This window comes from Pseudoalteromonas sp. JC3, from assembly GCF_030291895.1.
Classification (GTDB): domain Bacteria; phylum Pseudomonadota; class Gammaproteobacteria; order Enterobacterales; family Alteromonadaceae; genus Pseudoalteromonas.
The window spans coordinates 1,101,807-1,127,518 of the sequence record NZ_CP127855.1 but is presented as its reverse complement, the minus strand read 5'-3'; the positions used below and the strand labels follow the sequence as shown (position 1 = coordinate 1,127,518).

21 protein-coding genes and 4 pseudogenes are annotated in these 25,712 nt (G+C 42.9%); 6 read left to right on the top strand and 19 right to left on the bottom strand.

Annotated features, from left to right (window positions below; all coding sequences use genetic code 11):
- Positions 1–208: 208 nt before the first annotated feature.
- The 4 genes from aceF to QSH61_RS04520 form a co-directional block, all read right to left on the bottom strand.
- Positions 209–2,101: a pyruvate dehydrogenase complex dihydrolipoyllysine-residue acetyltransferase gene (aceF, locus tag QSH61_RS04535; RefSeq protein WP_174170858.1), complete on the bottom strand. Its 1,893-nt coding sequence runs from the start codon at positions 2,099–2,101 to the stop codon at positions 209–211.
- 11 nt (positions 2,102–2,112) lie between these two features.
- The gene (gene aceE / locus QSH61_RS04530; RefSeq protein WP_206471282.1) at positions 2,113–4,779 is read right to left on the bottom strand and encodes a pyruvate dehydrogenase (acetyl-transferring), homodimeric type; all 2,667 of its coding nucleotides are present in this window, start codon (positions 4,777–4,779) and stop codon (positions 2,113–2,115) included.
- Positions 4,780–4,849: 70 nt separating this feature from the next.
- On the bottom strand, positions 4,850–5,599 hold the full coding sequence (pdhR, locus tag QSH61_RS04525; protein WP_010607393.1) for a pyruvate dehydrogenase complex transcriptional repressor PdhR: 750 nt from the start codon (positions 5,597–5,599) through the stop codon (positions 4,850–4,852).
- A 555-nt stretch (positions 5,600–6,154) separates the two neighbouring features.
- Positions 6,155–6,907: a substrate-binding periplasmic protein gene (locus QSH61_RS04520; RefSeq protein WP_206471283.1), complete on the bottom strand. Its 753-nt coding sequence runs from the start codon at positions 6,905–6,907 to the stop codon at positions 6,155–6,157.
- 319 nt (positions 6,908–7,226) lie between these two features.
- Here QSH61_RS04520 and QSH61_RS04515 point away from each other — a divergent pair, with 319 nt between their 5' ends.
- Both QSH61_RS04515 and QSH61_RS24315 read left to right on the top strand, forming a co-directional pair.
- Entirely contained in the window at positions 7,227–8,267 is a 1,041-nt protein-coding gene (locus QSH61_RS04515) for a DUF1570 domain-containing protein (RefSeq protein ID WP_286123311.1), read from the top strand.
- A 264-nt stretch (positions 8,268–8,531) separates the two neighbouring features.
- A pseudogene (locus tag QSH61_RS24315) lies at positions 8,532–9,079 on the top strand (RNA 2'-phosphotransferase).
- Here QSH61_RS24315 and QSH61_RS04505 read toward each other — a convergent pair.
- A complete protein-coding gene (locus tag QSH61_RS04505; RefSeq protein ID WP_045990567.1) occupies positions 9,076–9,912 on the bottom strand; it encodes a formylglycine-generating enzyme family protein in 837 nt (278 codons plus the stop codon). The pseudogene QSH61_RS24315 and the gene QSH61_RS04505 overlap by 4 nt on opposite strands.
- Positions 9,913–10,408: 496 nt before the next feature.
- Here QSH61_RS04505 and QSH61_RS04500 point away from each other — a divergent pair, with 496 nt between their 5' ends.
- The gene (locus tag QSH61_RS04500; protein WP_130164739.1) at positions 10,409–10,918 is read left to right on the top strand and encodes a hypothetical protein; all 510 of its coding nucleotides are present in this window, start codon (positions 10,409–10,411) and stop codon (positions 10,916–10,918) included.
- Positions 10,919–11,064: 146 nt separating this feature from the next.
- The gene (locus tag QSH61_RS04490) at positions 11,065–11,718 is read left to right on the top strand and encodes a GIY-YIG nuclease family protein (protein WP_206471285.1); all 654 of its coding nucleotides are present in this window, start codon (positions 11,065–11,067) and stop codon (positions 11,716–11,718) included.
- A gap of 224 nt (positions 11,719–11,942) precedes the next feature.
- Here the strand turns inward: QSH61_RS04490 and QSH61_RS04485 are convergent.
- The 10 genes and pseudogenes from QSH61_RS04485 to serB all read right to left on the bottom strand — a co-directional run.
- A pseudogene (locus tag QSH61_RS04485) lies at positions 11,943–12,137 on the bottom strand (transposase); the annotation flags it as partial.
- A gap of 316 nt (positions 12,138–12,453) precedes the next feature.
- Entirely contained in the window at positions 12,454–12,939 is a 486-nt protein-coding gene (locus QSH61_RS04480) for an SMI1/KNR4 family protein (protein ID WP_206471286.1), read from the bottom strand.
- 2 nt (positions 12,940–12,941) lie between these two features.
- The gene (locus QSH61_RS24310; RefSeq protein ID WP_084204281.1) at positions 12,942–13,019 is read right to left on the bottom strand and encodes an HNH endonuclease; all 78 of its coding nucleotides are present in this window, start codon (positions 13,017–13,019) and stop codon (positions 12,942–12,944) included.
- Between the two features lie 252 nt (positions 13,020–13,271).
- Positions 13,272–13,799: an SMI1/KNR4 family protein gene (locus tag QSH61_RS04475; RefSeq protein WP_069023626.1), complete on the bottom strand. Its 528-nt coding sequence runs from the start codon at positions 13,797–13,799 to the stop codon at positions 13,272–13,274.
- Between the two features lie 408 nt (positions 13,800–14,207).
- Positions 14,208–14,477, bottom strand: a pseudogene (locus tag QSH61_RS24305) (polymorphic toxin type 15 domain-containing protein); the annotation flags it as partial.
- A 1,959-nt stretch (positions 14,478–16,436) separates the two neighbouring features.
- Positions 16,437–17,144 (bottom strand): annotated as a pseudogene (locus tag QSH61_RS24300) (contractile injection system protein, VgrG/Pvc8 family); the annotation flags it as partial.
- 1,588 nt (positions 17,145–18,732) lie between these two features.
- Positions 18,733–19,353, bottom strand: coding sequence for a hypothetical protein (locus tag QSH61_RS04465; protein WP_206471855.1), 621 nt, complete (start codon positions 19,351–19,353; stop codon positions 18,733–18,735).
- Positions 19,354–19,371: 18 nt separating this feature from the next.
- Complete coding sequence (locus tag QSH61_RS04460) at positions 19,372–19,782, bottom strand: hypothetical protein (protein WP_206471854.1); 411 nt, start codon at positions 19,780–19,782, stop codon at positions 19,372–19,374.
- Positions 19,783–19,788: 6 nt separating this feature from the next.
- A complete protein-coding gene (locus tag QSH61_RS04455) occupies positions 19,789–19,971 on the bottom strand; it encodes a helix-turn-helix transcriptional regulator (RefSeq protein WP_010379156.1) in 183 nt (60 codons plus the stop codon).
- A gap of 251 nt (positions 19,972–20,222) precedes the next feature.
- Entirely contained in the window at positions 20,223–21,236 is a 1,014-nt protein-coding gene (serB, locus tag QSH61_RS04450; protein WP_206471853.1) for a phosphoserine phosphatase SerB, read from the bottom strand.
- Between the two features lie 95 nt (positions 21,237–21,331).
- Here serB and QSH61_RS04445 point away from each other — a divergent pair, with 95 nt between their 5' ends.
- Positions 21,332–21,988 carry an AhpA/YtjB family protein gene (locus QSH61_RS04445; protein ID WP_206471852.1) on the top strand — a complete coding sequence of 219 codons (657 nt, stop codon included), beginning with the start codon at positions 21,332–21,334 and terminating at the stop codon, positions 21,986–21,988.
- Positions 21,989–22,057: 69 nt separating this feature from the next.
- Entirely contained in the window at positions 22,058–22,786 is a 729-nt protein-coding gene (locus tag QSH61_RS04440) for a thioesterase II family protein (protein ID WP_206471851.1), read from the top strand.
- A 394-nt stretch (positions 22,787–23,180) separates the two neighbouring features.
- Here the strand turns inward: QSH61_RS04440 and QSH61_RS04435 are convergent, their stop codons facing one another.
- The 4 genes from QSH61_RS04435 to pdxH all read right to left on the bottom strand — a co-directional run bounded on the left by QSH61_RS04435 (position 23,181) and on the right by pdxH (position 25,708).
- Entirely contained in the window at positions 23,181–23,735 is a 555-nt protein-coding gene (locus QSH61_RS04435; protein ID WP_206471850.1) for a hypothetical protein, read from the bottom strand.
- 2 nt (positions 23,736–23,737) lie between these two features.
- Positions 23,738–24,055 (bottom strand): hypothetical protein, encoded by a 318-nt coding sequence (locus QSH61_RS04430; protein ID WP_039494494.1) that lies wholly within the window; start codon positions 24,053–24,055, stop codon positions 23,738–23,740.
- A gap of 245 nt (positions 24,056–24,300) precedes the next feature.
- Positions 24,301–25,104, bottom strand: coding sequence for a TatD family hydrolase (locus tag QSH61_RS04425; RefSeq protein ID WP_010604441.1), 804 nt, complete (start codon positions 25,102–25,104; stop codon positions 24,301–24,303).
- Positions 25,070–25,708 (bottom strand): pyridoxamine 5'-phosphate oxidase, encoded by a 639-nt coding sequence (pdxH, locus tag QSH61_RS04420; RefSeq protein WP_206471849.1) that lies wholly within the window; start codon positions 25,706–25,708, stop codon positions 25,070–25,072. Before pdxH ends, QSH61_RS04425 begins: the two co-directional genes overlap by 35 nt.
- Between the last annotated feature and the right edge of the window lie 4 nt (positions 25,709–25,712).

The window sequence follows — 25,712 nt, the reverse complement described above, 5'->3', positions numbered from 1 at the left end:
ATTACCTTAACTGTTATTTGAACGGGTTTACTCGTCGAGAGTAGCCGACCCAAAGTGCCTGCCAAACACCCGATTCGGGGCACAGGGCAGAGAGAGTTATTATTGCTCGAAAGTGTATCATTCACACTCTCTATTGTCCCGCCTAATTATCAAGCGGAACAATAAAATACAAGAAAACCGCATCACCTAAGTCATGCGGTTTCTATTCTTACATTACTAGCTGGCGAATATCGCTTAAGTAGTTTGCAAGTGTCACAGTAAAGCGAGCTGCTAGTGCACCGTCAATGACACGATGGTCGTATGAACAGCTTAGCGGCACCATTAGGCGCGGCTCAAACTCTTTACCATTCCATTTCGGTTTGAAGTCTGACTTAGAAACACCAAGAATCGCAACTTCAGGAGCATTAACGATTGGCGTAAACGCCGTACCGCCGATACCGCCTAGGCTTGAGATAGTGAAACAGCCGCCCTGCATATCAGCAGACGTCAGTTTACCGTCACGTGCTTTCTTAGAAATTTCCATCAACTCGCGTGATATCTCAATGATGCCTTTCTTGTTCACGTCGCGAACAACAGGAACCACTAGACCATTTGGTGTATCAACCGCGATACCGATGTGAACATATTTCTTCAAGATTAAGCTCTCACCATCTTCAGATAGTGAAGAGTTAAACGTTGGGAACTCTTCAAGTGCTTTTGCAGCCGCTTTCATCACGAATACTAATGGCGTGATCTTCACACCCATTTTCTTCTTCTCAGCTAGCACATTCTGTTCTTTACGGAACGCTTCAAGCTCAGTGATATCTGCTTCGTCAAACTGCGTAACATGTGGGATTTGTACCCAGTTACGATGAAGGTTTGCACCCGATAGCTTATTGATGCGAGAAAGTTTCTTCTCTTCTATTTCACCAAACTTGCTGAAATCTACTTTTGGCCAAGGAATAAGACCAAGCTCACCGCCGCCAGTGTTGCCACCTTTTGCGATTTGACCAGATTCAACTTGCTTAACCAGCTCTTTCACGTAGTTTTGTACGTCTTCTTTTAGTACACGGTTCTTACGACCTGTACCTTTAACGCGAGCTAGGTTAACGCCAAACTCACGCGCTAAACGACGTACCACAGGTGATGCGTGGGCATACTGATCATTGGCCACAAAATCATCTTTTTGTGCAGAGGCTTTTGGTACTTCAGATTTTGCCGCTGAAGCCGCAGGCTGAGCTGGTTTTGCTTCAGTTTTAGCTGCTGCCTGAGGTGCTGGTGCCGCGCCTTTCACTTCGAATACGAAGATTAAAGAACCCGTTGATACTTTGTCGCCGGCATTGACTTTGATCTCTTTAATCGTACCTGCAAACGGAGCTGGTACTTCCATTGAGGCTTTGTCGCCTTCAACCGTGATAAGAGATTGCTCTTCTTCAACGCTGTCGCCAACAGCAACCATGATTTCAGTAACTTCAACTTCGTCGCCACCGATATCTGGTACATGCACTTCTTTTTCAGCTGATGCCGCAGGTGCTTGCTCTTGAGCAGGCGCTTCTGCGGCTTCGTTAGTCGCAGGTGCGTCACCGCTACCTGCCACTTCGAAGATGAAGATCAATGAACCGGTTGACACTTTGTCACCCGCGTTGATTTTCACTTCTTTGATAGTACCTGCAAATGGTGCTGGTACTTCCATTGAAGCCTTGTCGCCTTCAACCGTGATAAGCGATTGCTCTTCTTCAACAACATCGCCCGCAGCTACTAAGATTTCAGTGACTTCAACTTCATCGCCACCAATATCTGGTACGTGAACTTCTTTCACTTCTGTCTTGCCAGAGGCGTTTGCTTCTGGCTTAGCTTCTTCTGCTGGTTGCTCTGCCGGTGCTTCTTCACCTGCCGCTTCAAAAACCATGATCAAAGAGCCAGTCGATACTTTATCGCCTTCCGCTATTTTGATTTCTTTAACTGTTCCCGCCACAGAGGCAGGTACTTCCATTGATGCTTTGTCGCCTTCAACAGTGATAAGCGATTGCTCTTCTGCAACCGTGTCACCTACGCTTACTAGGATCTCGGTTACTTCAACCTCATCGGCACCAATATCTGGAACATGAATTTCGATTGCCATCACTCGTCCTCTTATGCGTAAAGTGGGTTAGTTTTGGTGGTGTCGATATCAAATTTCTTGATAGCGTCAGTCACTACTGATTTTTCAACTTTGCCTTGCTTAACTAGCTCGCCAAGTGCAGCAACTACCACGTAACCGGCATTCACTTCAAAGTGACGACGTAGGTTTTCACGGCTGTCTGAACGACCGTAACCGTCTGTGCCAAGTACTTTGTAAGATGCGCTTGGCATAAATGCACGTACTTGATCAGCGTAGTTTTTCATGTAATCCGTAGCAGCAATTGCTGGCGCGTCACCAAGTACGCTGGTGATATAAGCCACTTTTTGCTCTGCTTCTGGGTTAAGCATATTGAAACGCTCTGCATCTTGACCATCACGAGCAAGCTCGTTAAAAGACGTTACAGAGAATACGTCTGAACCGATACCGTAGTCGTCGCTTAGGATCTGCGCCGCTTTACGTACTTCGTTCAGAATAGTACCCGAGCCCATTAGCTGAACCTGTGCTTTGTCGCCTGTGTAGCTTTCAAGCTTGTAAATACCCTTACGAATACCTTCTTCAGCGCCTTCAGGCATTGCTGGCATATGGTAGTTTTCGTTCATGAGCGTTAGGTAGTAGAACACGTTCTCTTGCTCTGGACCGTACATACGACGGATACCATCTTGTAGAATAACCGCTACTTCAAATGCAAACGTTGGGTCGTAAGAAATACAGTTAGGCACTGTACCTGCTTGAATGTGTGAGTGACCATCTTCGTGCTGTAGACCTTCACCATTTAGCGTTGTACGACCGGCAGTTGCCCCTAATAGGAAGCCACGCGCTTGTTGGTCGCCCGCCATCCACGCCATATCACCTACACGTTGGAAACCAAACATTGAGTAGTAGATATAGAACGGGATCATTGGTAGGTCGTTCGTGCTGTATGACGTTGCCGCTGCAACCCATGAAGACATCGCGCCTAGCTCATTGATACCTTCTTGTAGTACCTGACCTGACGTTGCTTCTTTGTAGTAAGAAACGATATCGCGGTCTTCTGGGCTGTAGTTTTGGCCGTGCGGGTTGTAAATACCGATTTGACGGAATAAACCTTCCATACCAAAGGTACGCGCTTCATCAGCAATAATTGGAACAATGCTCTTGCCGATATTCTTGTCTTTTAACAAGATATTAAGCGCACGAACGTATGCCATTGTGGTTGAGATATCACGCTTTTGTTCTTCTAGAAGCGGTTTAAATGCATCTAGTTCAGGTAGCGTAAGCGTTTCTGTGAAGTTAGGTAAACGCTTAGGTGTATAACCGTGAAGCGCGTTACGGCGAGCATGTAGATATTCGTGCTCTTTTGACCCTTCTTCTAGCGTCAAGTAAGGTAGCTCTTGTAATTGCTCATCAGATACCAAGTCATCTAGGCCTAGACGTGAACGTAGGTGTGCTACGTGTGTCATGTCCATTTTCTTAACTTGGTGAGCAATGTTTTTGCCTTCAGCCGCAGCGCCCATGCCGTAACCTTTTACCGTTTTAGCTAGGATAACCGTTGGACGACCTTTGGTTTCTTGTGCCGCTTTAAATGCAGCAAATAGCTTAGATGGCTCATGACCACCGCGCTTCAACGCGAAGATTTCATCGTCAGTCATATCAGCAACAAGCGCTGCTGTTTCTGGGTAACGACCGAAGAAGTGTTCACGTACGAAGGCACCATCTTTTGCTTTGTAAGTTTGGTAATCACCGTCAACTGTTTCATTCATCAGTTGTAGTAATTTACCCGTAGTGTCTTTGGCAAGTAGCTTATCCCAACCAGAACCCCAAACGACTTTGATCACGTTCCAACCAGCACCTTTAAATAGGCCTTCTAGTTCTTGGATGATCTTACCGTTACCCATTACTGGGCCGTCAAGACGCTGTAGGTTACAGTTGATTAGGTAGCATAGGTTGTCTAGCTTTTCACGGGCAGCGAAAGAAATCGCACCACGTGATTCTGGCTCGTCCATTTCACCATCACCAAGGAAGGCGTAAACGCGTTGCTCAGACGTATCTTTTAGACCACGGCCATCTAGGTATTTAAGAAAACGCGCTTGGTAGATAGACGCGATTGGACCTAGACCCATAGAAACCGTTGGGAACTGCCAGAATTCAGGCATTAACTTAGGGTGTGGGTATGAAGAAATACCGTTACCATCTACTTCCTGACGGAAGTTATCTAGCTGCTCAGCGCTTAGGCGGCCTTCAACAAATGCACGAGCATAAATGCCCGGAGAGATGTGGCCTTGGTAATACACTAAGTCACCACCGTCTTTCTCGTTTGGTGCACGGAAGAAGTGGTTGAAACACATTTCATAGAATGCAGCTGACGACTGGTAAGAGGCCATATGCCCGCCCAGCTCAAGATCTTTCTTCGAAGCACGAAGTACGATCATAATAGCATTCCAACGGATGATAGAGCGAATACGACGCTCAAGGTTCACATCCCCTGGATACGCAGGCTCTTGATCTGCTGGGATAGTGTTGACATAGTTAGTCGTAGTGCCTGTTGGCATATCTACGCCATCAAGACGCGCTTGCTCTAATACTTGCTCTAACAAGAACTGAGCGCGCTCTACGCCTTCTTCTTTTACGACCGACTCAAGCGCCTGTAACCATTCTTGGGTTTCTAGCGCGTCTACGTCAATTTTATTGACTTCAGACATATGGAGTGTTCCTTATGTTTAAAATACGAATTTATTCTATTTGTGCCAATTCTTACTGAATCAAGTCCGATTACTGCTGTTTTGTTCTACGCAGTGAACGTTCTATGCGCGAACGCTCTTTACCGGCTTCTAATAACGCTTCTTCGATAAAGGCTAAGTGGGCGTTACTAGCAAGTCTTGCTTGTTCAGGGTTACCATTGATCACCGCATCTAATAACAACTTTCTGTGCTCACCGAGCTGCTCACTCACGTCTGATTTTTGCACCAAGACCGTTAAGTTTTGCAACACGTTTTGCTCAAGCAGTGACTGCATCCCTTTTACAAGATGAAGCAGGACGACGTTATGTGACGCTTCTGCAACGGCAAAGTGAAAAGCATTAATTGCCCTTGCCTTTTGCATCAAGTCATCACCTATCTCTGCAATACTGTCAAAGCTTTGTTGTACCTTTGCAAAGTCATTCTCTGTGCCCCTGAGTGCCGCGTAGTAGGCGGCGATGCCTTCTAATGCATGACGAAACTCAAGTAAATCAAACTGAGATTCTGGATGCTTACTGATCAAGTCAAATAACGGATCAGTCAGCCCTTCTTCCAGCTGATTTTTAACATACGTGCCACCACCTTGACGACGGGTAACAAGCCCCTTAGCTTCCAATTTCTGGATAGCCTCACGAAGTGATGGACGCGACACTTCAAACTGCTTAGCTAGTTCACGCTCAGGCGGCAACTTTGCACCGGGTAATAACGAGCCCTCGAGGATCATATTCTCAAGCTGTTCTAGTATTACGTCGGATAATTTTGCTGCTTTAATCTTTAAAGACATTGAAATAACGCCAATTTTTTATGATGTGACCTAGCCAGACCGCTGACTTATTTTAATCAATTTGGTAAGAATTAACTTCATAGGTAAATTGGTCATACCAAATTTGCACAATACGTTATCAAAATCCATGACAACTGTCAAAATTCAGCCCAATTCAATAATTAGCTGAGTGTAAAAACAACAGTTGGCGTGCATAAACTTTAACCAAGAATCGGGAAAATTTAAAAGGTGATTTAAATGGTCAGACCAGATAGGCGTATACCATTTAACGTAAAATCAAGCTGCCGGAAGGCGGTTTGGATAAGGCAAGTCTTAATCTAAAGCAGCCAATGACGATTCAAGATAGTCTTTACGATTGTTGGCTGCAAAGCATGCTCTAAAATCCCACTGAATACACTATTAGGCTTTATGTGTAATAACATTCTTTATGCTTTATATACCGTCAAAATAGCCAACAGGCTATGAAAAACATTAAAAACAAATTTAGATTCTAACTTATGAATGATTTCGCAACGGATCAGGACATTATTTGGTTTTAGCAAAACCAAAAAGCAATCAATCAGTAAACACACGAGAGCAGCGAGCACGATACTGAGCAACATAGTCTTCATCCGCCCATAGTTTTTTAAGCCCTTCGTTATACAACTCGACATATTCACTATGATGCTTATTGATAAGCAAATAGCCTTTTTGGATAAAAGCAGGGATCGCTTGCGCAGCTAATAACTCCGCTTCTTCCGCAGGCAGTTCCTGCTGATAGGACTTCGCCGATTTTTCGTCCATAATCATAATATCCGCACGGTTTCGTAGGATCAGTGCCACATTTTTACTGGTATACGTGGCATATGAAGTTTTGATTTCAAGCGTCTCTATCGCCTCTAGCAGAGAAGGCGGATAAGTTAACCCTTGATTGAGCAACAATCTAAATGGCTTGAGATCTGCGTAACTCGTATAGGTAAACGCTAAATCTCGATGATGATAAAAGCGTGCTGTTTCTTCAGTGAGTGGGTATTGAGTGTAAATATAGTCTTTGCTCCTTTGCTCACTGTAATACCAATAAGCACTACCAATGTAAGCCGCCTTCATTCCCTCTTGATAGGCGCGTTCCCAAGGCATAAATAAAAATCGGACTTTGATATCAGAGAGCGCAAAGACATCTCGGATCACAGCAGCCACACAGCCTTGATCTTGTTTCGCTTGATCTAAGTACGGCGGCCATTGCCCCGTCGTAATATTCACCTGAGTATCAAGCGCGCTCGCACTCCCGCTCACACAACACAGTAAAATCAACGGCCAAACTACTTTCATCTGTATGCTCTGTTATTTTTTCAAAAAGTATAGGCAACGAATTAGATTATGGGTACATTGTTGTAGAAAAAAGAATGGAAAATCATGCAAATGATATGCTATGACACACTAAAGTAGATGTTATTTAATGCCATGGGAGTAAGCCGATAATCAAATTACCCATTGCCAAGTTTACCGATAATCGAGTATAACCAGAGTCTCTGGGCATGTATTACACAAGGATATCACTTTGGTTTGGCGGGTCTTTGTCCTACTACTTATCATCACGCTGATATTGTTTGCGCTTTATTTTATCTACCCAAGTGCAGCAGCAAACTCGATGAGGTCTATCAAACCTTTATTGACTGAATTAGGCATACAGCTAGACACCCATACCGAAAAACGTTTAAGTCAGCCAGACACCACTCCTCACCTAACGGTTGCACCACCAAAAGTAACAAGACAGCAGCTACCTGAAATACCAGAAAAAACCTTTTATAACCTAAATGGGCACAGTGATCTTGTTAATATGTTCAGCGGTATCTCAACACCTACCTGCGGGGTACTAAAGCGCGAAGTATTTTCCTTGCAAACGCAATTCAACGACATTGAAAATTTTAAACTCAATCTAACGGGTGAACCCGTGAGCCCTCATGTTGAGTATCAGGCGCAGCAAGCCCTCAACGTGGTGTATATGATGTTTAAGCACTTTTTTAACCAGTTAGCGCATAAAAAAGCCTTATCTCCCATCCAGTTGAACATGCATATTGCCGCCAATGACGCTGACTACAATGAGCTAATCCTCTCTCGCGATGCCGAGCCCGCTGGCACCTTGGGCATGTACTTCTTGTTTCAAAACCAAGGCTTTATCAATGGCGGTCGCACTGAAGAAGAAACGCTAAGAACGCTCATTCACGAGTCCGTACACGCCCTAGTTTTTTACTATTTCGGCGTAACCCCTCGATGGGTAACGGAAGGCTTAGCCGAGTATTTTGAGCACCTAAGAATTACCGAAACAGGTCAATTTTCAGTTTACCTCTCTGACGAAGATTGGTTAACGAAAGAAGGGATTTTGAAATCGCGCTTTGCCAAGCTTGATATTAACACCCTATTCAATAGCGAAAATCAGTGGCAAACCATGCAAAGTAACACCTTATATGCCAATAGTTATCTGTTTACGGGATTTATGGTCGAGCACAACAGCAACGCTTTTTTCGAGTATTTACGACAAGAAAGCAGCAATCCGTGCAATATTGTACCTGCACAAAACATCGAGCTACTCTTTCGTAATTTTAATGAAAATGTCGAATCACAATTTGAGGAATGGCGTAACACACCTCGCCAAATTCAACACGGCGCATGGCAACAGCCCCGAGAGTGATCGCAGGTTATATAAAACCCCGACCAGACCCCCTATCACAATATATCTGAAAACGCATTTATGCGTATCGAGTTCATTTTTTGCAAAAATGCGCTCGCTAAATACAAATGCGAATTGAAAAAATAGATCACATAAACTTATGTATTCAACTCCAGCCAAAACTCTAGAAACTTAGAGACCACTGGGGTAAAGTTAATGTTTATAACATAATACTGAAGTCAAACACTATTGAGCTGAACCTGCAACGGCTAAAAGAGTACCTTAATGACATCTAATCAGCTAAATAAAGTAAGTAAATTTCTAAGTTTGGTACTTCGTCACAAGCCCGATGCCATTGGATTGGAATTAGATCAATATGGCTGGGCTAACATTAATGAGTTAATAAGTAAGGCGTATACCTCAAATGGTTTAAGTAATTTATCATTTGATCTAATCCAACAAGTTGTAGAAACGAACGAAAAAAACGATTCATAATTTCTGACGATAATTTACGCATACGAGCAAATCAAGGTCACTCTGTTGATGTTGATTTGCAGCTAAGGCAGATGGAACCTCCTGAATTTTTGTACCACGGCTCAGCTACACGTTTTTTGGATAACATATTGGCTCAGGGCTTGATCCCCCAAGAACGCCTGTATGTTCACCTTTCGTCGAATATTGATACCGCAAAAGCTGCAGGACAACGATACGGAAAACCTATAATTCTCAAAATAAAAGCCCGAGCTATGTACGAATCAGGTTTTAAATTTTATCTCTCTGAAAATGAAGTTTGGTTGACTAAGCAAGTACCCGCGGAACTAATATGCATTTAAAGGTTAACCTTTTTAGCGCAATTAATAAGAGTTAAACACTCACCAGAATCTCTTGGAAGATGCTCAATATTTGTCAACCCGACTTGGTCTACGATAGCGGTGACAATACCAATATTATCTCCTCTAAACCATTCAGCTACTTGACCTTGGTTCAAAGAATTTTTATCACTGAAGCCGAAGACTAACCTTTCTGATTCATCTCCACCAAACGAGTTATCCCAGTAATAAATACCAGTATCAAAAATTTCAGGGCTACTTTGATAATTCCAAGATTGTAGCAGTGCCTCAATCCGAATGTTTGAAGCGAGCCATTTACCATGCCATTTAGCATAGGCTTTTGCCTCTTCACTATAGATATCCGTTGCATAATCAGACTTATCTATACCAAAAGGGCGAGATGTAAGTATATCATCAACTTGTAAAAACGAGTCATCTCTAACTGTATACTTTACTAAACGCTGGAACACATGGTATTGCCAGTAGAATACTGGGTGTATTGACAGCCAACCTATAACACCTTTTCCAAAACCTAACGGGTTAGTAGTTTTGACCATAAAGACTAACTCATAAGGATCAAACCATAACTCTCCTGCTTCTGCACTACTAGGTGGTATCTCGCTTACATAGCAAACCCCTCCTCCAAGCAGATCTACTTCAATAGAAATATTTGTTCCTGCTTCGAAGTAGGCTTTAAGTGCCTTTTGGTGATGAACCATTCCGTATGCATTAAGTGCGTCACATAATTCCCTTTTCATTTTTAGGCCGTTTGATTCTAAATATGAGCAATAGGTATCACATAATTTAATTAGGTGCTCTGCTTTACTACTTACCATTATAGACGTTTATCCTTTTTAATTGATTGATATATTTTGCCCATTCATTCTCATTTTTAAATGTGAAAACTGGTGGTGACGAGCTCCCGGTAATTGGAAAGTATCCAATTTTTTGCTGTTGTTGTATGTTGTAGTGGTCAACTAATTCCAGACAGTGAATTAAGTATTTCTTCTGCTACTGCTGGAGCTTGCATATCATTATGGCTATGTGGCCTTGAGCGAACAAAAGACGGTCGTCAATGTTACCTTCATCCTACAAAGTGGCCGTTCAGTCAACTCGTTTCTGCCCCAAAATGCGTTAACGTAAATGGTCTAAGGGTGGCTTTGAGCGAAGAACGGACATTAGTAGCGAGCAAAGTTATGCAACTTTGACACAAAGTGCCGGATTTTGTCCTATAACATTATTACTCGCCGTTTTGGTGCGTTATAAACTACCAAAGTGGGACAGAATAAGCAGTTAAGCGTCAATGTGGCAATTTTTAAACTAGGAGTATTTATGGATTTCGATGCACTGGCATATCCAGAAGTGGTTTTCATTGAAGGGCAAGAATATAAAGCTCAACGTAATATGTCTAAAGGGCAGGTTTTGGTACCTTATACTGAGACTCCTGATGTAGGGATAGGCGATGTAATTACGCAAAAGTCCGGTAAACGTGAAATCCATTTGAAAGTCCTAGACGTTCAATTTTTAGAGGGTGGCACATTAAATATCGGTACTAATCATCCTCATATGTTGACCTTACATGTGGAAAACTCGACTTCTCAACCACACAAAACAAGCTCCTCTAGCAATACAACTTTTAATATTGGTAGTATCTCAGGCGAGCAGCTTCAAGTTGGTAACAATAACACTCAATCAGTTACTATCAATGTCCAAAAGTTGGTCGAAGAAGTTGCAAGAAGTAATGATCCTGAAGCAAAAAGCTTACTTAAACAATTGTTAGAAAACAGTACTGTTGGAAGCGTTATTGGAGCAGGAGCTTCGGCATTGATAAGCATGCTTTGAGTTGACGCTTAACAATCTGTTTAAGAGTGATTTGTAATGCTTGGCATTTTGCAATGCGTTGCGTTTAGTGTTTAAGGTGGCATGCGGAGGCATCGGTATTGCGTTGCTCACACCTTAACAGGGCGTTAGCACTATTAGGAGTAACGTTGAACGTTCAGAATATCAAAAAGAATCAGAATGGTAAGTTTGTCGCTGATGTTCACTATAACAGTGGAGAGTACTATTTCACAACTCAAGAATTTGAGACTTATGAACTTGCTGAAAACTGGATTTCAACTTGGTCAGATCGGGCTAATCATGTGTGCCTTGGCACGATTGATAGTATTTACTACATAATTCAAGTCCCTGATACATGGGCTGGACCACATGAAAATACCCATCCATTTCAAGGACTGTTCGTCAAAATCGGGCGCTCAAAAAATGTATTGACGCGATTAAGAAACTTACAAACCGGTACTTTTGGTCAGTTGGTAATTGGTGCGCTTGAGCCTGGTGGCTCCAAGCGAGAAACGGAATTACATAAAAAGTTTGCAAGGATACGACGCCAAGGTGAATGGTTTTCTTGTAACCAAGAGCTATGTGATCATATTTTTAATACTTGGTATCGAAACAAAATGTTGCCACCTGAGCATCAGCACGAAATGCTTAGGTTGGCGGAGCGTATTAACGCATATAAGCAAGTTAAGAAGTTACTCGGCAAAACTCCTGACACGATTAATCCATCACTTGATGAGGATTGGCATGGGGTAACGTTTGTAGATTTGGTGTATAGCTCATTAGCAAAACCAAGCAAGAAATAGTGCTAACAACAGAATCAATGACACCCACCACTATTTTCACTTATGCAGGGAAAATAAATTTTAAAAAAGGGTTGAAACACATCATTCTCAGAGGCCAAAAGTGCTAACAAATGGAAGGGCTTTTAGCGTTCAAGCGTATCCCATCATTAAAACTGCTTTATCGCCCACGACAACGCACTTTAAATACAGCAGTTCAAAATTTAGAGTTGAGATTGTTCGGTTTACTAAGCCAACAAGCGCTCGCAGTTTGCTAGGTTTGTTCGTCGTCGTTTTTGAAGCGTTTGGCAGTAAGCGGTTATTTCTCGCTCTCGGCCAACAGCACCGTGAAATACCCGGGAAAATTGCGTGGTGAGTTTTATCCAATTCTTAGGTTCTATATTTAGCCGAGTGAGAATGGGTTGCGCTTCGTTGATATAACCGTGAATCAATGGGGTCACAATTGTTGATTTTAATAATACTATTTAACGGCTGCTTCTGGCACGAAGCCGTCCTTTGGCTCTAACTCACTTCTGTCCAAATACGAGTTTGTCCGGTCGTCCGCTATTCGCTCTTGTAGGCCATTAATCAGTTGCGAACTGTCAGATTTGATTAAGCCTTAACAATCAAACCTGTGTTCAATTTAAAAGACTTAAAAAGGTGCTATTGGTTATGGGGTAATTGGTTAAATAGCGTAACGATATCAACCATAACACGCTTCTCTCCAAAGTCTGTTAAGAAAGCCGTGTCCCGTGGCTTTTACTTTGCTAGGTCAAAGTTCGTCTTCATTTTTTCTAGGATAGCTAAGAACTCATGGAAATTTGAGCTAATATGCCTTATTGCTTTATCTCCATCTTCAAGTTGCGAAGAGATAATAAATATAACTTCAGGCTCAGTTATTTTATGACGAAAGTCAAAAGCGATTAGGTTTGAATCAAAAGTTATAGCAAAAGGTACTATTTTATCCGATAGAAACTCATCTATTTCTTCTCTTTGATCTGAAATACTATAAATTTCGAAATCATCATTTACTAAATTTTGGCAGTGAAGGAAGTGTGCGATTGAACAAAGTCCTTTTCCTACTTCAAAAGATGAATAAACAGGCTTATCTCCAAAGTATAATTCCATGCAGTTCAAAAACTCTATCGGAAGTTTAATCTGAAGTTCTAACTCAAGCTCCTTTAGGTAACTTGGATTATAAGTCGGCTTATTTTCTTTCCACAAATATGGTTCACATTTAAACATAATTAATATCCTCCTCCCCAAATAGACATACCACCTGTATGTCTAAAGGTATCATGTGTAGTTCTGTCAATAAGCTGCATTCTGCCAGTGTCTGATGATGCTATGTCAAACCATCTGAAGGATTTTGTTTATGATAGTGTCGCTTTTAGTTTTATATCACTTTGGATAACGCAGCAATGACTACGACATCATCGGCAATCTCCAGCTTTTAAGTGAATTATGGTGCTAGTACATCGTCATTATTGATAATCGATTATTTGCCCGATCATTTACTCCAAATGTAGCCAGTTTAAAAAGGACTGATCTGACTACAATATTCTATTCTTAGTCATTTAAAAGGAAAGGAAAGACTTATCTTCGTCTATTTTCGAGGCATGATCAGTTGCTTCATCTTCATCCGGCTGTAGCGCTTGAAAAAATGAAGATAGGTTCGTAGAAACCTCATAAAATTCCTGTTCGCTTTCACCACTTTCATGATCCCAGCAGTAGACTTTGAGATCTCTTTTTCCCAAACAAAGTTGATCGCCACCACAAGAGGAGCCAAAAATAAAATAGCCTTTTTGCTCAAGTTCTTCGTACATGGCATTTTTCTGGAGTATATTGTTATCTTGATTATCAATACCATAAAGAATTTCCACCGACTGATAGCCATCATGATCAGTCAGTGGGGTAGCTTGATTAGGCTTAATTTTTGCACCTGAATCAAAAATAACTGATGAATTAAATAGTGAATAAAGTTCCTTTAGTTCATCTGGTATTTCGAACTTAAATCTATTTTCAAGCTCATTGATATCAATAACTTCATCGCTGCATTCATGCAAAGGCATGGCTCCAAGAGAGTCAAGAACATTCTTAATCATAACTTACTTTCCTTTTCTTAAATCAGAAGCTGATCCTATATGAGGTATATTACCATGCAATTTCGTAGGTATAAGCTGGATTATTGTAGCACTAGCGTGGTGTGGAGTTAAATCTAGCTTACTCAGCAATTGCCTAGCGGCATTTTTACTTTTCAGGCCTTTTTGATCAGCTATATATTTGTATACTTGACCAAAGTCTTGCCGTGTACCATTTAATTCATTTGGTGCGAACGCAATTTGGCCCTTAGACCATGGTGTAAAGTCAGGCCTACCATTTTTAAATGTGATTGGCTGACCACCAGTAATTTCATTTACTTCTTTGAGTGTTGATTGCCACGTACCATCACCGGGCACACCTGTAGCCCACTTTCCATTTTTTCTTGGTAGACGAGATACTAGTGTTTTGGGCTTGTTTCCAGCCCCCGGCAACTCATTCCCTTTTGGCGGTTCCAACTCATCGGCCTTGGCTTTGGTGGGCTTGTCGGTAACGCCTCGAATTGGTGGTTGGCCTTGATATTCATCCAGTGCTTTATTAACTCGCTGTCCGATTTCTTGGGCGGCTTGTTGCATATGCTGGTCGATTTTTGGGGTGACGTCGTCTAGACGTTTAACCGTGGCTTGCATGCCTTCGATGGCAGCGTCAGGGAGTAGTAGGTCGTAGTGCCAACTGGTAGACATGTCATCGAGTGAATCGCGCAGGCCTTTGACGATGTTTTTAACTTCCGTAGCGGATTGTTTTCCTAGGTCTTGCCAGTTGATGTCTCTTAGGTATTTAACTGGGTCGCCTTTACCGAGCTTGCGTAGTACGGCAAGCGCAGCAGAAAGTGATTCTCCGGTATTTTTTAAGATAACCTTACCCACGCCTTTGACGGCTGAGCCCACAACCGGCACTAAACCAATACCCGTAAGGGTAAAGGCAAGCCAAGCGTCGGTGTCGTTGGCTTCATCATCGTCGGTCAGTAACATGACATTGGCAATGATATCTCGTAAATCCATGACTTGGTCGATAATCGGTATCATGGAAATCAAGGTGCCTACCACGATTTGTGACGTAGAGGGGTTTTGATTAAAGTCGCCTTGTAGTGTGCCCCATAACCAATCACCTGCTTGGGTTGCAATGCCATTGGCTTCTATCAGTGGTGCGGTATTGCCGCTGCGTACCATTTCAGCCGCTTGCGCTGGGGTGATTTTTCCATACAGTGGATTTTTAGGGCGATTATCTTCTGGTAGGTAATCGCGTTTATCCTCACCATATTGCACGGTGTATTGACCAGGCGGGGCATTCTCAATTTTTGCTTTACCGCTGTCATCTAAGTTACCGGTCAGCGCTGTGCCGTTTGCAAATCGAATGGTATAAGGTGCGCCCATAATTGGGCTGCCATCTTGATAGGTATAAGACAACTCAATGGTACTGCTCGCCATGGTGGCAATGCCATCGGCGGCAAGTGAGAGTCGAGCATTCTCAGAGAGCGCTTGAATTTGCGGTACACTCGGCATCGTGGCGCTTTGTTTGCCGCCAATATCTTGCTCCATGCTACCGTCAAACACGGTCATGGCTTTGCCTTTTAAGGTCAGTAACTTGTCTGCAAAGATGTTGACGTTACCACTTGAGTCAATGCTGATTTCACTGCCGCCATTGGCAAGGGTGAGGTTGCCAGAGCCACTACCTTTTACTGTGATATTGCCTTGGCTTTGAATGATTTGACTTCCAGCCGGGGCGGTGATGGTGAGATTGTTGTCTGCCTTGAGTTTGATATCACTTTGGATAACACTGCGATGACTGCGACCCGCCTTAAGGGTGATATTTTGCTTGGCGCTGACGTCAATTTGATTGGCGGTGACGTCTAGGTTGGTTGCTGCATCAGCAATCACCGACTTTTTACTCTCCAGTGCCAGTTGTTGTTTGGCGCTGGCAATAAAGGTTTTATTGGTGAGTAGTCGAATTGCGCTTTTAACACTGCCAAGTTGTATGTCTTTGGCTGCAAAAATATTCATCGCGCCTAGTTGCGCAAGCCAGTGAATATAAGGCTGCTTTTTATCCCCATGTAACACCAAGTGCTGGTTGCCCGCTAGGGTTTGCAACACAATATGCGGGGTTTTTGGGGTGTCATCAAACATCAACAGGTTTTGGCCGCGAGAGCAGAGCACGTTTTGGGCGTTATTGGCGCTAGTAACAACAGATGGTTGCGTGTCATTAAGCGCAAACCCTAACAGGTAACTTTGGTCAGGGTCGTTGTTCATACAACCGATGAGCACATTACTGTCTGGCAGCAGTGGAAAGTGTAACCCTGTCGGTTGCTTTTGACCACGACAGGCATATTGTGTGAGGCGCTTTACCGATTCAGTCACCTGACTATCAAAATGTACTTGCGTGGCATATTGCCCTTGTGCATCTAAGTGAGGATTGGCCTTTGACCCCGACAGCGAGCGCACTGTGGCGGTAAATACCATCGGCTTGGGGCTATGCTCTGGGGGCGCGATACGTATTGGCTCACCCCGTGGTACACACACCGACTCGCTATGATGCGCAACTTGCTTAGGGTCATTAGCACTGCCTTGCTTATACACCTGTTTACTGCGAATACAGGTATAATCGCCACCTTTCGCTGTGCCCAATTTACCATTTAACGAAAACGAATAACCGGCATTGGCTTCGGCTACGTTCCCTACCAGCGTGACTTCATTTTTACCTTGTTGATAGGCAAGCTCGAGATTGCCAGTGCGCTCAAATTGCTCAGCAGGATTTTGTGCAGCAGGCTCAAAATAACTGCGCTGGGCCGAGCTGACCGAGGTTGGTGGATGGGCATTCATATGCACTTGTGAGCCACCCATTCTAAAACGATGGCGGCTTTGGCACTGCGTAAACCCAACAAAGCCGGTTTCATGTTCGTGCACCAGACCATCTTTATCCGTTACCGACAGCAAGCCTCGCTCAATATAGGGGCTTGCAAGATTCCCCTCGGCAATCACTATCGACTCAATAAAATCATGGCATTCAAACCAATAAATTAAGCCGTACTTTGCTAAGAGTCGAGTGAAAAAGGTGTAGTCGTTTTCTAGCGCTTGTACGCACTGCGGTAGCGTGGGTAAATCTTTAGTGACTCGCCATTTTATCCGGTCTTGTGAATAGCCGGCTTTTTGTATCAGCTTATTGAGGACAGACTGGACATTGGCTTGTACAAAGATTTGGCTTTTTTCAGTTTGCTTAAGTAACTCAAGGCGAGGCTTTAATACCACCTCTGCACCACAGGTGTGCTCAGACACAAAACCAGATTGAATATCAAACAAAGTCCCAGTGAAATATGTTGATATTGCATCTGGTGACTCAATTTCAAACGTGAGCATATTGCCGACGAGTAACTCATCAGCCAGGTCAAATTGGGATTCTAGGTTCGCTTTGAGTAAAAAGCCGCTATTGATACAGGTCGTGAGTTCAAAATCGACGACATGTACAGGATGGTTAGTACCATACACCACAATCCTTGTTTGCATTTTTTATGTCCACTGTTGTTGGTTAAAGCCGTTCCACCAATACGCAGTACGACTTCCTAGTGTGCTGCGATTGGTTTTTATTTGCGCGCTATTGTTACATAAAAGATAAGCATTTTTAACTCATTTTTTATTCAGTGTTCGAATGCTTATCTTTTGGTGTAACGGATGGTTTTTAAATCTCAAGCCAAATAAAACGGTGTCAGCTAGCCCTCCTTGGCAGATATCAAAGCGCATCCATGCGCTCCTCGTTCATTCTTTTTAAACGACGAAAAAGAACGAACCAAGAAAACGTCGCCCCAACATTACACTTAATCCTCAAATCCTAAGCCGATATAGTGCAACCGCCTTGTAAGGCACGTCCCTGTGCCAGACAAGACTTGGCCGACATCCTGTCGGCACATTGCATATCAGCTTATGCTTTTCGGGTGTGATGGAGGGGGAATACGTTGTCTGTTAGCTGTCCACAAAGCTATCAGAAACATAGTTGCTTGCAAGCACCACAAGAATTTATAAGCGCCTTGTGTCTCCCTCATCACACCCGAAAGTAAATTGCCAATGAGTCATTTCAACGCATGGATGCGTGAAAAGCGGTGACAGGGCCAAGGATGGCCCTTACACCGCGGTGACGTTCATATTGGCAATTTACTTGAGGAGTCAGTGTGATGTTGGGAGTGCCCTTTCTTTTGCGCAACGATTCTTTGGGCATCAAAGAAAAGTATGTCGTAGCCCATGGATGGGCGTCGAAATCCGTCAGGAGGACGGGCTGACTTTACGGTAAATTTCGAGCTACCAGTCGTTAGCAACATAAACCTCCATGTTTAATATCAAAGCGCATCCATGCGCTCCTCGTTCATTCTTTTTAAACGACGAAAAAGAACGAACCAAGAAAACGTCGCCCCAGCATCACACTTAATCCTCAAACCCTAAGCCGACATAGTGCAACCGTCTTGTAAGGTACGTCCCTGTGCCAGACAAGACTTGGCCGACATCCTGTCGGCACATTGCATATCGACTTATGATTTTCGGGTGTGATGGAGGGGGAATACGTTGCTTGTGAGATCTTCTACGATTTTTATGATTAAGTTGCTTGCAAGCATTGCAAAAACTATCAGCGTAGCCTCCTAACTCACAGTGTAAATAGTTTTGTGAGAGGCGGTTCACCCGCCGAGAAGTTATGCTTTTGTGGTGAGATAGAGAGGGTACAGTGTGATGTTGGGAGTGCTTTTTCTTTTGCGCAACGATTCTTTGGGCATCAAAGAAAAGTATGTCGTAGCCCATGGATGGGCGTCGAAATCCGTCAGGAGGACATATCAAGCATCCCTCCTTGGCTCGTATCGACTTAAGAATTGTCGCGTAGATAACGACTTGAACTAGTAGTAAAAAGAAGTAAGTCAGGCTTCAATTTGAAGTTTTAAAGCCTGACTATTTTAAGCATACGCCACTAAGCAGCAGCTTTTTTTCGAGAAAAGTTTTGTCTCGCCACTTTAGTTGTAATTGATAAGACAGCCAACAGTTCAAGACCTAACAGAATACTCTTCATTGAAGAGTAATTATAAAACACCCAATCCCAACCCCAAAACTGCTTGGCAAACTCTTCATTTACTCCTAAATAGTCTAGGTTTCGAATCAGATTTTCCACAAGAGCTAAAGAATCAACGCCAATAAATAACAAGAACAATGTCATCAATGCCATATCTGCGTTAGTCATTAAGACTTCTTTGGTTTCTTTGCCTTTTTTCGCCAACCAGTTTCGAGAAAGCATTGGACGGAAAGCTATTAGTAGAAATGAAGTTATATCTATTAATAGATGTATCAAAAATATGCGGTTATTTTTCCAGAGGTAGAGAGAATCATCATTTAATGAAAATAAGTTAAAATATATGATCGCAAAACCAACAATACGTGTAAAAAACAGTATAAAGCATATATGGCGAATATTAACATCTGAATAGTAAACGGCACCTATAAAAGCAATTGCAGTAAGCATTACTACTTGATCCAATTCAGAGTTAAAATAAAATATGCTAAATGGAATAAAAAGCAGCGCTAATAAATATTTCATACCTTAACCTAATTTGACCTAACCGTTACCTGAATCGTTATTGGCTTCCCTAGGCTTGTCAGCAGTACCCGTGCCACTACCACCTCCATTAACAACTTTAGCTTGGAGGTTAGTCAAAACAACTTCCGTTTGTGGCCTAACGCTAGAGTCAGTATGAGCCCCTTTAGGCTCATTACTATTATGTGCGCTACTTCCACCTGTAACGAGATTAACCTGTTCATTATCTAGTCTATTTGCGTCTTGCTGTTCCATCAGTGTGCTAACGGGCATAACTTCTTTTTTAGGACGTTTCGCATTTTCCGTACCACTCCCTCCAGAAACTTGTTTTGCGTCCATATAAGGCAGCAAACCTTGGAAAGCCTTATTATCTTTTTTTGAGTCAATACTTAAAAAACGAGCGATAAATTCCGACATCAAATTCTTCATCATTAATCTCTATTTTTTTATATCTTCTTGCTCTTTCTCACTCTGCTTAATTTGAGTGATAAGCCCTTTGATATCAACCGAACAATAAATACATATTTCTAAAAATTGGTTAATTCTTGGTTGTCCGACACCGGTTTCCCAATTTTCTATCGTCCTGAGAGACACACCAATTTTATCTGCCATTTGTTGCATGGTGACTCCCTTTCGTTTTCTAAGTGCGCGAAGGTCATCCCCTGAAATGCTATTTTTAAAGAAAAACAACGCAGTTATATCCTTAACATAATATCGTTACTATACGAATGTTAAAGAAGCAGTAAACGAGTCTTACTTTACACGCTTTGCTTCTCCGCCAACTCCGAACCCATTAACGGGAAATAGTAACAAAAAGAAACAAAAGCGCAACATTTTTGAGCTATGTTTTTCGTTAAGTAACAAAGCGTATATTATTTCGGCACACCTAGCAAATATAACAGTTGTAACAAAGACCCTTCACAAATAGCCGCGTCGGCATTTTCTACCACTTTTGGCTTACCATGGATTGCTACACCTAGTTGGGCGTTTGCCATCATCACTAAGTCATTTGCGCCATCACCAATGGCAACGGTTTGAGTCATTGGGATAGCATACTGGGTTGCAAGTTGACCTAGCACTTCCGCCTTTTTGTCGGCATCTACGATATCTCCTAGCACTTTGCCGGTGAGGTGCGCGTTTTCCACCTCTAGGGTATTGGCAAATACAGCGTCTAGCTGGAGTGGCTCTATCAATGATTCTGCAAACCATGTAAAGCCACCCGAGGCGATGGCAAGGTGCCAGTGATGCTGCTTGAGCGCCTGACACAACAGCTCTATACCGGGCATTAGCGGTAAGTTTTCTTTTAATGATTGAATTTGTGATAACGGTACGCCAGAGAGTGACGCAACGCGGCGGTGTAGACTTTCAGAAAAAGAGAGTGCCCCCGCCATCGCCTGTGCGGTGACAGAAGCCACTTCATCATATCGGTCGGCCAATCGAGCAATTTCGTCAATACATTCAATTCGAATTGCGGTGGAGTCCATATCCATCACAAGTAGCCCCGGTTCTTCTAAAGTAGGTGCTTGCGTTATAATCGCACCCTGCGCATTAATGCTTTTTGCAAAATCTCTTACTTCAGCCTTGCTCGGCAGTTGCGATGCGTTAAAACGCATACCCAATGCAACTGGGAGCTGTTCATGAGGTTGATATGCCGTAAAATAAGTTTGCTCGATAGCAAATGTTCGAAGAAATTTCGCGACTTCCACAAGGTGTTGCAATTGTATATTTGGGCCAAAAAAGCATATTGATTGGGTCGTCAGCTCAGGTAATTGATTTACTTGTGTGAGGCTTGTGTTACCTTGGCAACTATACCAATGATCCAGCGCCATATGTTCCTGAATTGGTGTGTTTAGTTCACGATTAGCGAATTGAATGATTGACGACATAAGTTGCTCCTTGATAGCGTTAAGCCGATTTTTAACATGATTGCGCTAAGCTGTCAGCACTGGACCTTAGCAAAAGCGGGCAATATGCGATAAATATGAAAAATTTACATGTATTAGAAGTGTTAAACTCGACCAGAGGGCGTAGATTATTTCGCCTGTGCATCGCCGCGACGTGTTTAATTATGGTGACTTGGCTTGCGTTTAATACCAGTTTTGAATCTCATCGCTTGCTCCATAATGGCGCAGACCTTACCGCAAGAAGTCTCACCAAGCAGCTCGCAAAAAATGTAGCATTGCCCCTCTCTCGCAGTGATACACCAAGGCTCAGCGCACTGGCAAATCACCTCGCTAGCGATGACTTTGTGCTTCAAGTCGCAATTTATGATTATCAAGGACGCTTTATTGTTGGTAACGACGGTAATTCCTCACCCACAGATTATCAGCAGCTACCTCAAACCTTACCTGGGCTCAGTAAAACCAAAAGCATTATTTCTGAACCAGTATATACGCCGATGGGACAACCTCTTGGGTTCGTCAATATGGTCTATTTGACAGAAGCTGCTATGTCACAAAGCCACTCTCATTTCCACGAACTTGGACGAGTCGTTTTACTGATGCTGGTGATTACTATGGTATTCACATGGCAAATAGGTCGAGCATTAAAACGCTGGGAAGTAAAACGCAAAATTCGCAAGAAAGTAAAGATGCTTCCTGCGCCTGAAAAACGGGCAGAAGAATTAGAGCAGGGGTAAAGCTGTTAGCATTGTAATAAAGTTGATACCATAATAGTTAACCTAAAATAAAATCGAACAACAAAGGATATGAATAGTAAACTTTTTATTACCCCAAAACCCAATCCAAACGCTGAGTTGCGACTGTTTTGCTTTCCCTACGCGGGTGGCTCCCCAGCAATATTTACGCCATGGATCGAAAAGGCAAGTGAATGTGTTGAGCTCGTTTTTGTGCAGCTTCCGGGGAGAGGGGCTCGACTGGTAGAGCCAGCAATAGACAACATGCCGGATATTATCTCTGAACTCATGGTACACCAAGACTATATGACCAGTAAGCCTTTCGCGTTTTTTGGACATAGTCTTGGTAGTCGCATTTCATATGAGCTTGCTTTTCAATTATTAGACGCAGGCTTACCTACTCCACGTAAAATATTTGCTTCTGCGAGTCGTGCACCGCATTGCACCTCAACTAAACGCCATTTACACGGTCTGCCACATGATGAATTTATTGCCGAGCTACGTGACTTAAATGGCACGCCAAAAGAGATTCTTGAAAATAAAGAACTAATGGAGTTACTGGTACCATTGCTTAGGGCCGACTTCAAAATAGCAGACACCTATGTCGCAGAGCAGCGAGCTTTACCCATCCCTATCCATGTTTTTCATGGTGTTGATGATGAGATCTTGAATGAACATGTCGCAGCATGGCAAGAGCTAACAGCACAACCATATCAGCTTACTGAGTTTTCTGGTGGGCACTTTTTTATTCACCAATACGCTGATGAGATGATCTCAATTATTAATCGGCAATTGGCTTGAGTATTGTTGGTGTTATGCCGGGAGAGCTTAAAGATCGCCGAGTGAACCCGCTCCTACACCTGTTTTTCTATTGCTGGTAAGTATGGTTTTATATCGCGGTAAAAGCGTAAAGATCGCCAAGTGAACCGGCTCCTACACCTGTTTTTCTATCGCTGGTAAGTATGGTTTTATATCGCGGTAAAAGCGTAAAGATCGCCGGATGAACCGGCTCCTACACCTGCTTTTCTATTGCTGGTAAGTATGGTTTTATATCGCGGTAAAAGCATCAAGATCGCCGGGTGAACCGGCTCCTACACCTGTTTTTCTATTGCTGGTAAGTATGGTTTTATATCGCGGTAAAAGCATCAAGATCGCCGGGTGAACCGGCATCTACTTTATAAGGTGAACAGCGATGCTACACATCCAAAATAAGCGAGGAGAGAATGCGATTTAACTGAGGTTGGTTAAACTCACCACTTATCTGATAGATAACATCGCTTCCTTTTTTATTAATATAAACCCTATCGTAGTCTTGATTTTCTCCCATAACGACAAAAGCAAAAATATCGCCGTTTTGGTACACACTCATCGGATTGTTTTCGTCTATGTCAAAAGCCGAGCGAAGCTTTGCTATGTTTTTTACTTTAGGATCTGAATGATACAGGGCATGAAAAAATTCGTTTACGCTCATATTCAACTTTTTATGCATATCACCAAGTGAGATTTCCGGTGGGTTTAACGCAATTGCCAACTCATTTTGATCTTGGCTAGTTACAACCGCAGTTTGGTTACTTAGCCCTAAAAAGTTAATTTTTGATAGTGTCGTGCTATCTACACAATAAACAAGATCAACAACTCTGATATGGACCTTATTACTACAAGATAAGCTTGGAAAAGGGTTCACTGTTTGTGACGCAATTACCAAGTTTGAGGTGAACATTAACGCGGCAAGTAAAATTATTTTAAACATAACTAAATCCCTAATGCAGCTAATTCCATTTTCGTTCTGTAATTTCTGACAACTTCTTTTGCACAGGTAAGAGATTGTTCTGAGCTAAGTTGCTTTACAATGCTTTGTGCAAAGTTCTTTACTATCCATTTGATAGTTGCCTTGCCTCCTGTCGGCTCAGGAACCCAATTTAGAGCCGTCGTACAACTTTTAGTTGCTTGGATCATCTCTCCAAAAACCTGTGCCACATTTTCGTTTACGCTACCTTTGAAAGATAAATTTAAACCTGCACCTTTATAAAATGCATTAATGGCATTTTTTACTTTCGTTTCATCATTCATTTTTCTATTCCTTGAGAAATATTGAAGGTTTTAAATTAAGCTCTTAAACATTAATAAAAGGTGAATAACCAACTAACGTATAAATCATTCTTCCAAGCTATGAGATGTATAGAAGCTTTAATAAATACCAAAAGATCGCCGGGTGAACCGGCTCCTACACGGGTTATCTATTGCTGGTAGGTATGGTTTTATATCCAATTTGTGATATTGACTCGTAGGTCGAGATTTATCTCGACATCATCAATTTAGCCCAAGCCGAACAACTGTGTGGTATTTCGATAGAGCGCTGAGGCAAGCTCGCTTGGTGTTTCGCTTCGATATTCACAAAGCCTGTCAAATACTTGGACGACTCGCTTAGGAGAGTTCGGCTTCCCCTGATAACCATGTAACGGCATCGACGGCGAATCGGTTTCCAATACTAGGCTTTCAAGCGGCAGCTGTGATATTACCTGCGCTGTTTTTTCGCCTCTTGGATAGGTGATTGTGCCACCTACTCCTAGCTTAAAACCCTGAGCGATATAATATTCAGCCTGCTGTTTTGAACCTGAAAAGGCGTGGATCACCCCGCCATACTGTGGCTTAACACGTTTAAACGCGGCAGCAATTAGGTGATGACTTTTACGGTGATGGACGATTAGCGGAAGCTTTACCTGATTACTCAGTGCGATATGCGCTTCAAACAGTGCAATTTGCCGCTCAAGTGCATCGCAGGTTGTATCAATGCCGCACTCTCCTATCGCACACAGTTGGGTACGATTGTGTATTACATACTCTACCAACGCGGTCATATCGTCGTCGCAATGTTCGCCAATAAAATAAGGGTGTAACCCCGCGGCGATTTCACATTGTGGATGATGTGCTTGAAAATCAACAAGCTGTTGAGACTGCTTAAGGGTAACGCCAGGCACCACAAAGCGTTCAACACCATTGCTGCGGGCAGCTTTGATATGCGTAGCTAGGTCATCTGCCAACTCGCTGAAATCGAGGTGACAGTGACTATCTATAAAGGCGAATTTATGGGTTGAGCCGCTCAATTTCCCAACTGCCATCGGCTTGCTTCACATACATAAAGCGGTCATGAAGACGGTGCTCTCCACCTTGCCAAAACTCAACTTTAGTGGGCTCCACGCAATAACCGCCCCAAAAATCAGGTAGTGGAATTTCGCCTTTAGCGAACTTGTCTTTCATGCTACTAAAGGTTTGCATCAAGGCTTGGCGAGATGACACGGGGCGCGATTGCTGAGACGCCCACGCTGCAAGCTGACTTTCTTTTGGTCGTGATAAGAAATACTTGGCAACGCGACTGGATGGTAACGGGACTGCTTCACCATACACGATAACCTGACGCTCAATTTCATGCCACGGGAAGTGCAAGCATATCTTGTTGTTTTGCTTTAGTTCTTGCGCTTTGCGTGAACCGGTATTGGTAAAGAAGACAAAACCGTGCTGGTCTACATGCTTAAGTAAAACAATGCGTTGAGACGGCTGGCCGTGCTCGTCAACCGTAGCGACGACCATCGCTGTTGGGTCGGTAAACTTGGCATCAATCGCCTGCTGTAGCCAGGTTTCAAACTGCTCAACGGGTGTGTCTTTTAGCATCTCACGACGTAAACCGTCTTTGGTATATTCTCTGCGAATGTCTTCAAGTTTCATCACT

Excerpts from the sequence above, each read along its gene's own strand:
- aceF (WP_174170858.1), bottom strand. The coding sequence starts at position 2,101 with ATGGCAATCGAAATTCATGTTCCAGATATTGGTGCCGATGAGGTTGAA.
- aceE (WP_206471282.1), bottom strand. The coding sequence starts at position 4,779 with ATGTCTGAAGTCAATAAAATTGACGTAGACGCGCTAGAAACCCAAGAA.
- pdhR (WP_010607393.1), bottom strand. The coding sequence starts at position 5,599 with ATGTCTTTAAAGATTAAAGCAGCAAAATTATCCGACGTAATACTAGAA.
- QSH61_RS04520 (WP_206471283.1), bottom strand. The coding sequence starts at position 6,907 with ATGAAAGTAGTTTGGCCGTTGATTTTACTGTGTTGTGTGAGCGGGAGT.
- QSH61_RS04515 (WP_286123311.1), top strand. The coding sequence starts at position 7,227 with ATGAGGTCTATCAAACCTTTATTGACTGAATTAGGCATACAGCTAGAC.
- QSH61_RS04505 (WP_045990567.1), bottom strand. The coding sequence starts at position 9,912 with ATGGTAAGTAGTAAAGCAGAGCACCTAATTAAATTATGTGATACCTAT.
- QSH61_RS04500 (WP_130164739.1), top strand. The coding sequence starts at position 10,409 with ATGGATTTCGATGCACTGGCATATCCAGAAGTGGTTTTCATTGAAGGG.
- QSH61_RS04480 (WP_206471286.1), bottom strand. The coding sequence starts at position 12,939 with ATGTTTAAATGTGAACCATATTTGTGGAAAGAAAATAAGCCGACTTAT.
- QSH61_RS24310 (WP_084204281.1), bottom strand. The coding sequence starts at position 13,019 with ATGCAGCTTATTGACAGAACTACACATGATACCTTTAGACATACAGGT.
- QSH61_RS04475 (WP_069023626.1), bottom strand. The coding sequence starts at position 13,799 with ATGATTAAGAATGTTCTTGACTCTCTTGGAGCCATGCCTTTGCATGAA.
- QSH61_RS04465 (WP_206471855.1), bottom strand. The coding sequence starts at position 19,353 with ATGAAATATTTATTAGCGCTGCTTTTTATTCCATTTAGCATATTTTAT.
- QSH61_RS04460 (WP_206471854.1), bottom strand. The coding sequence starts at position 19,782 with ATGATGAAGAATTTGATGTCGGAATTTATCGCTCGTTTTTTAAGTATT.
- QSH61_RS04455 (WP_010379156.1), bottom strand. The coding sequence starts at position 19,971 with ATGCAACAAATGGCAGATAAAATTGGTGTGTCTCTCAGGACGATAGAA.
- serB (WP_206471853.1), bottom strand. The coding sequence starts at position 21,236 with ATGTCGTCAATCATTCAATTCGCTAATCGTGAACTAAACACACCAATT.
- QSH61_RS04445 (WP_206471852.1), top strand. The coding sequence starts at position 21,332 with ATGAAAAATTTACATGTATTAGAAGTGTTAAACTCGACCAGAGGGCGT.
- QSH61_RS04440 (WP_206471851.1), top strand. The coding sequence starts at position 22,058 with ATGAATAGTAAACTTTTTATTACCCCAAAACCCAATCCAAACGCTGAG.
- QSH61_RS04435 (WP_206471850.1), bottom strand. The coding sequence starts at position 23,735 with ATGTTTAAAATAATTTTACTTGCCGCGTTAATGTTCACCTCAAACTTG.
- QSH61_RS04430 (WP_039494494.1), bottom strand. The coding sequence starts at position 24,055 with ATGAATGATGAAACGAAAGTAAAAAATGCCATTAATGCATTTTATAAA.
- QSH61_RS04425 (WP_010604441.1), bottom strand. The coding sequence starts at position 25,104 with ATGGCAGTTGGGAAATTGAGCGGCTCAACCCATAAATTCGCCTTTATA.
- pdxH (WP_206471849.1), bottom strand. The coding sequence starts at position 25,708 with ATGAAACTTGAAGACATTCGCAGAGAATATACCAAAGACGGTTTACGT.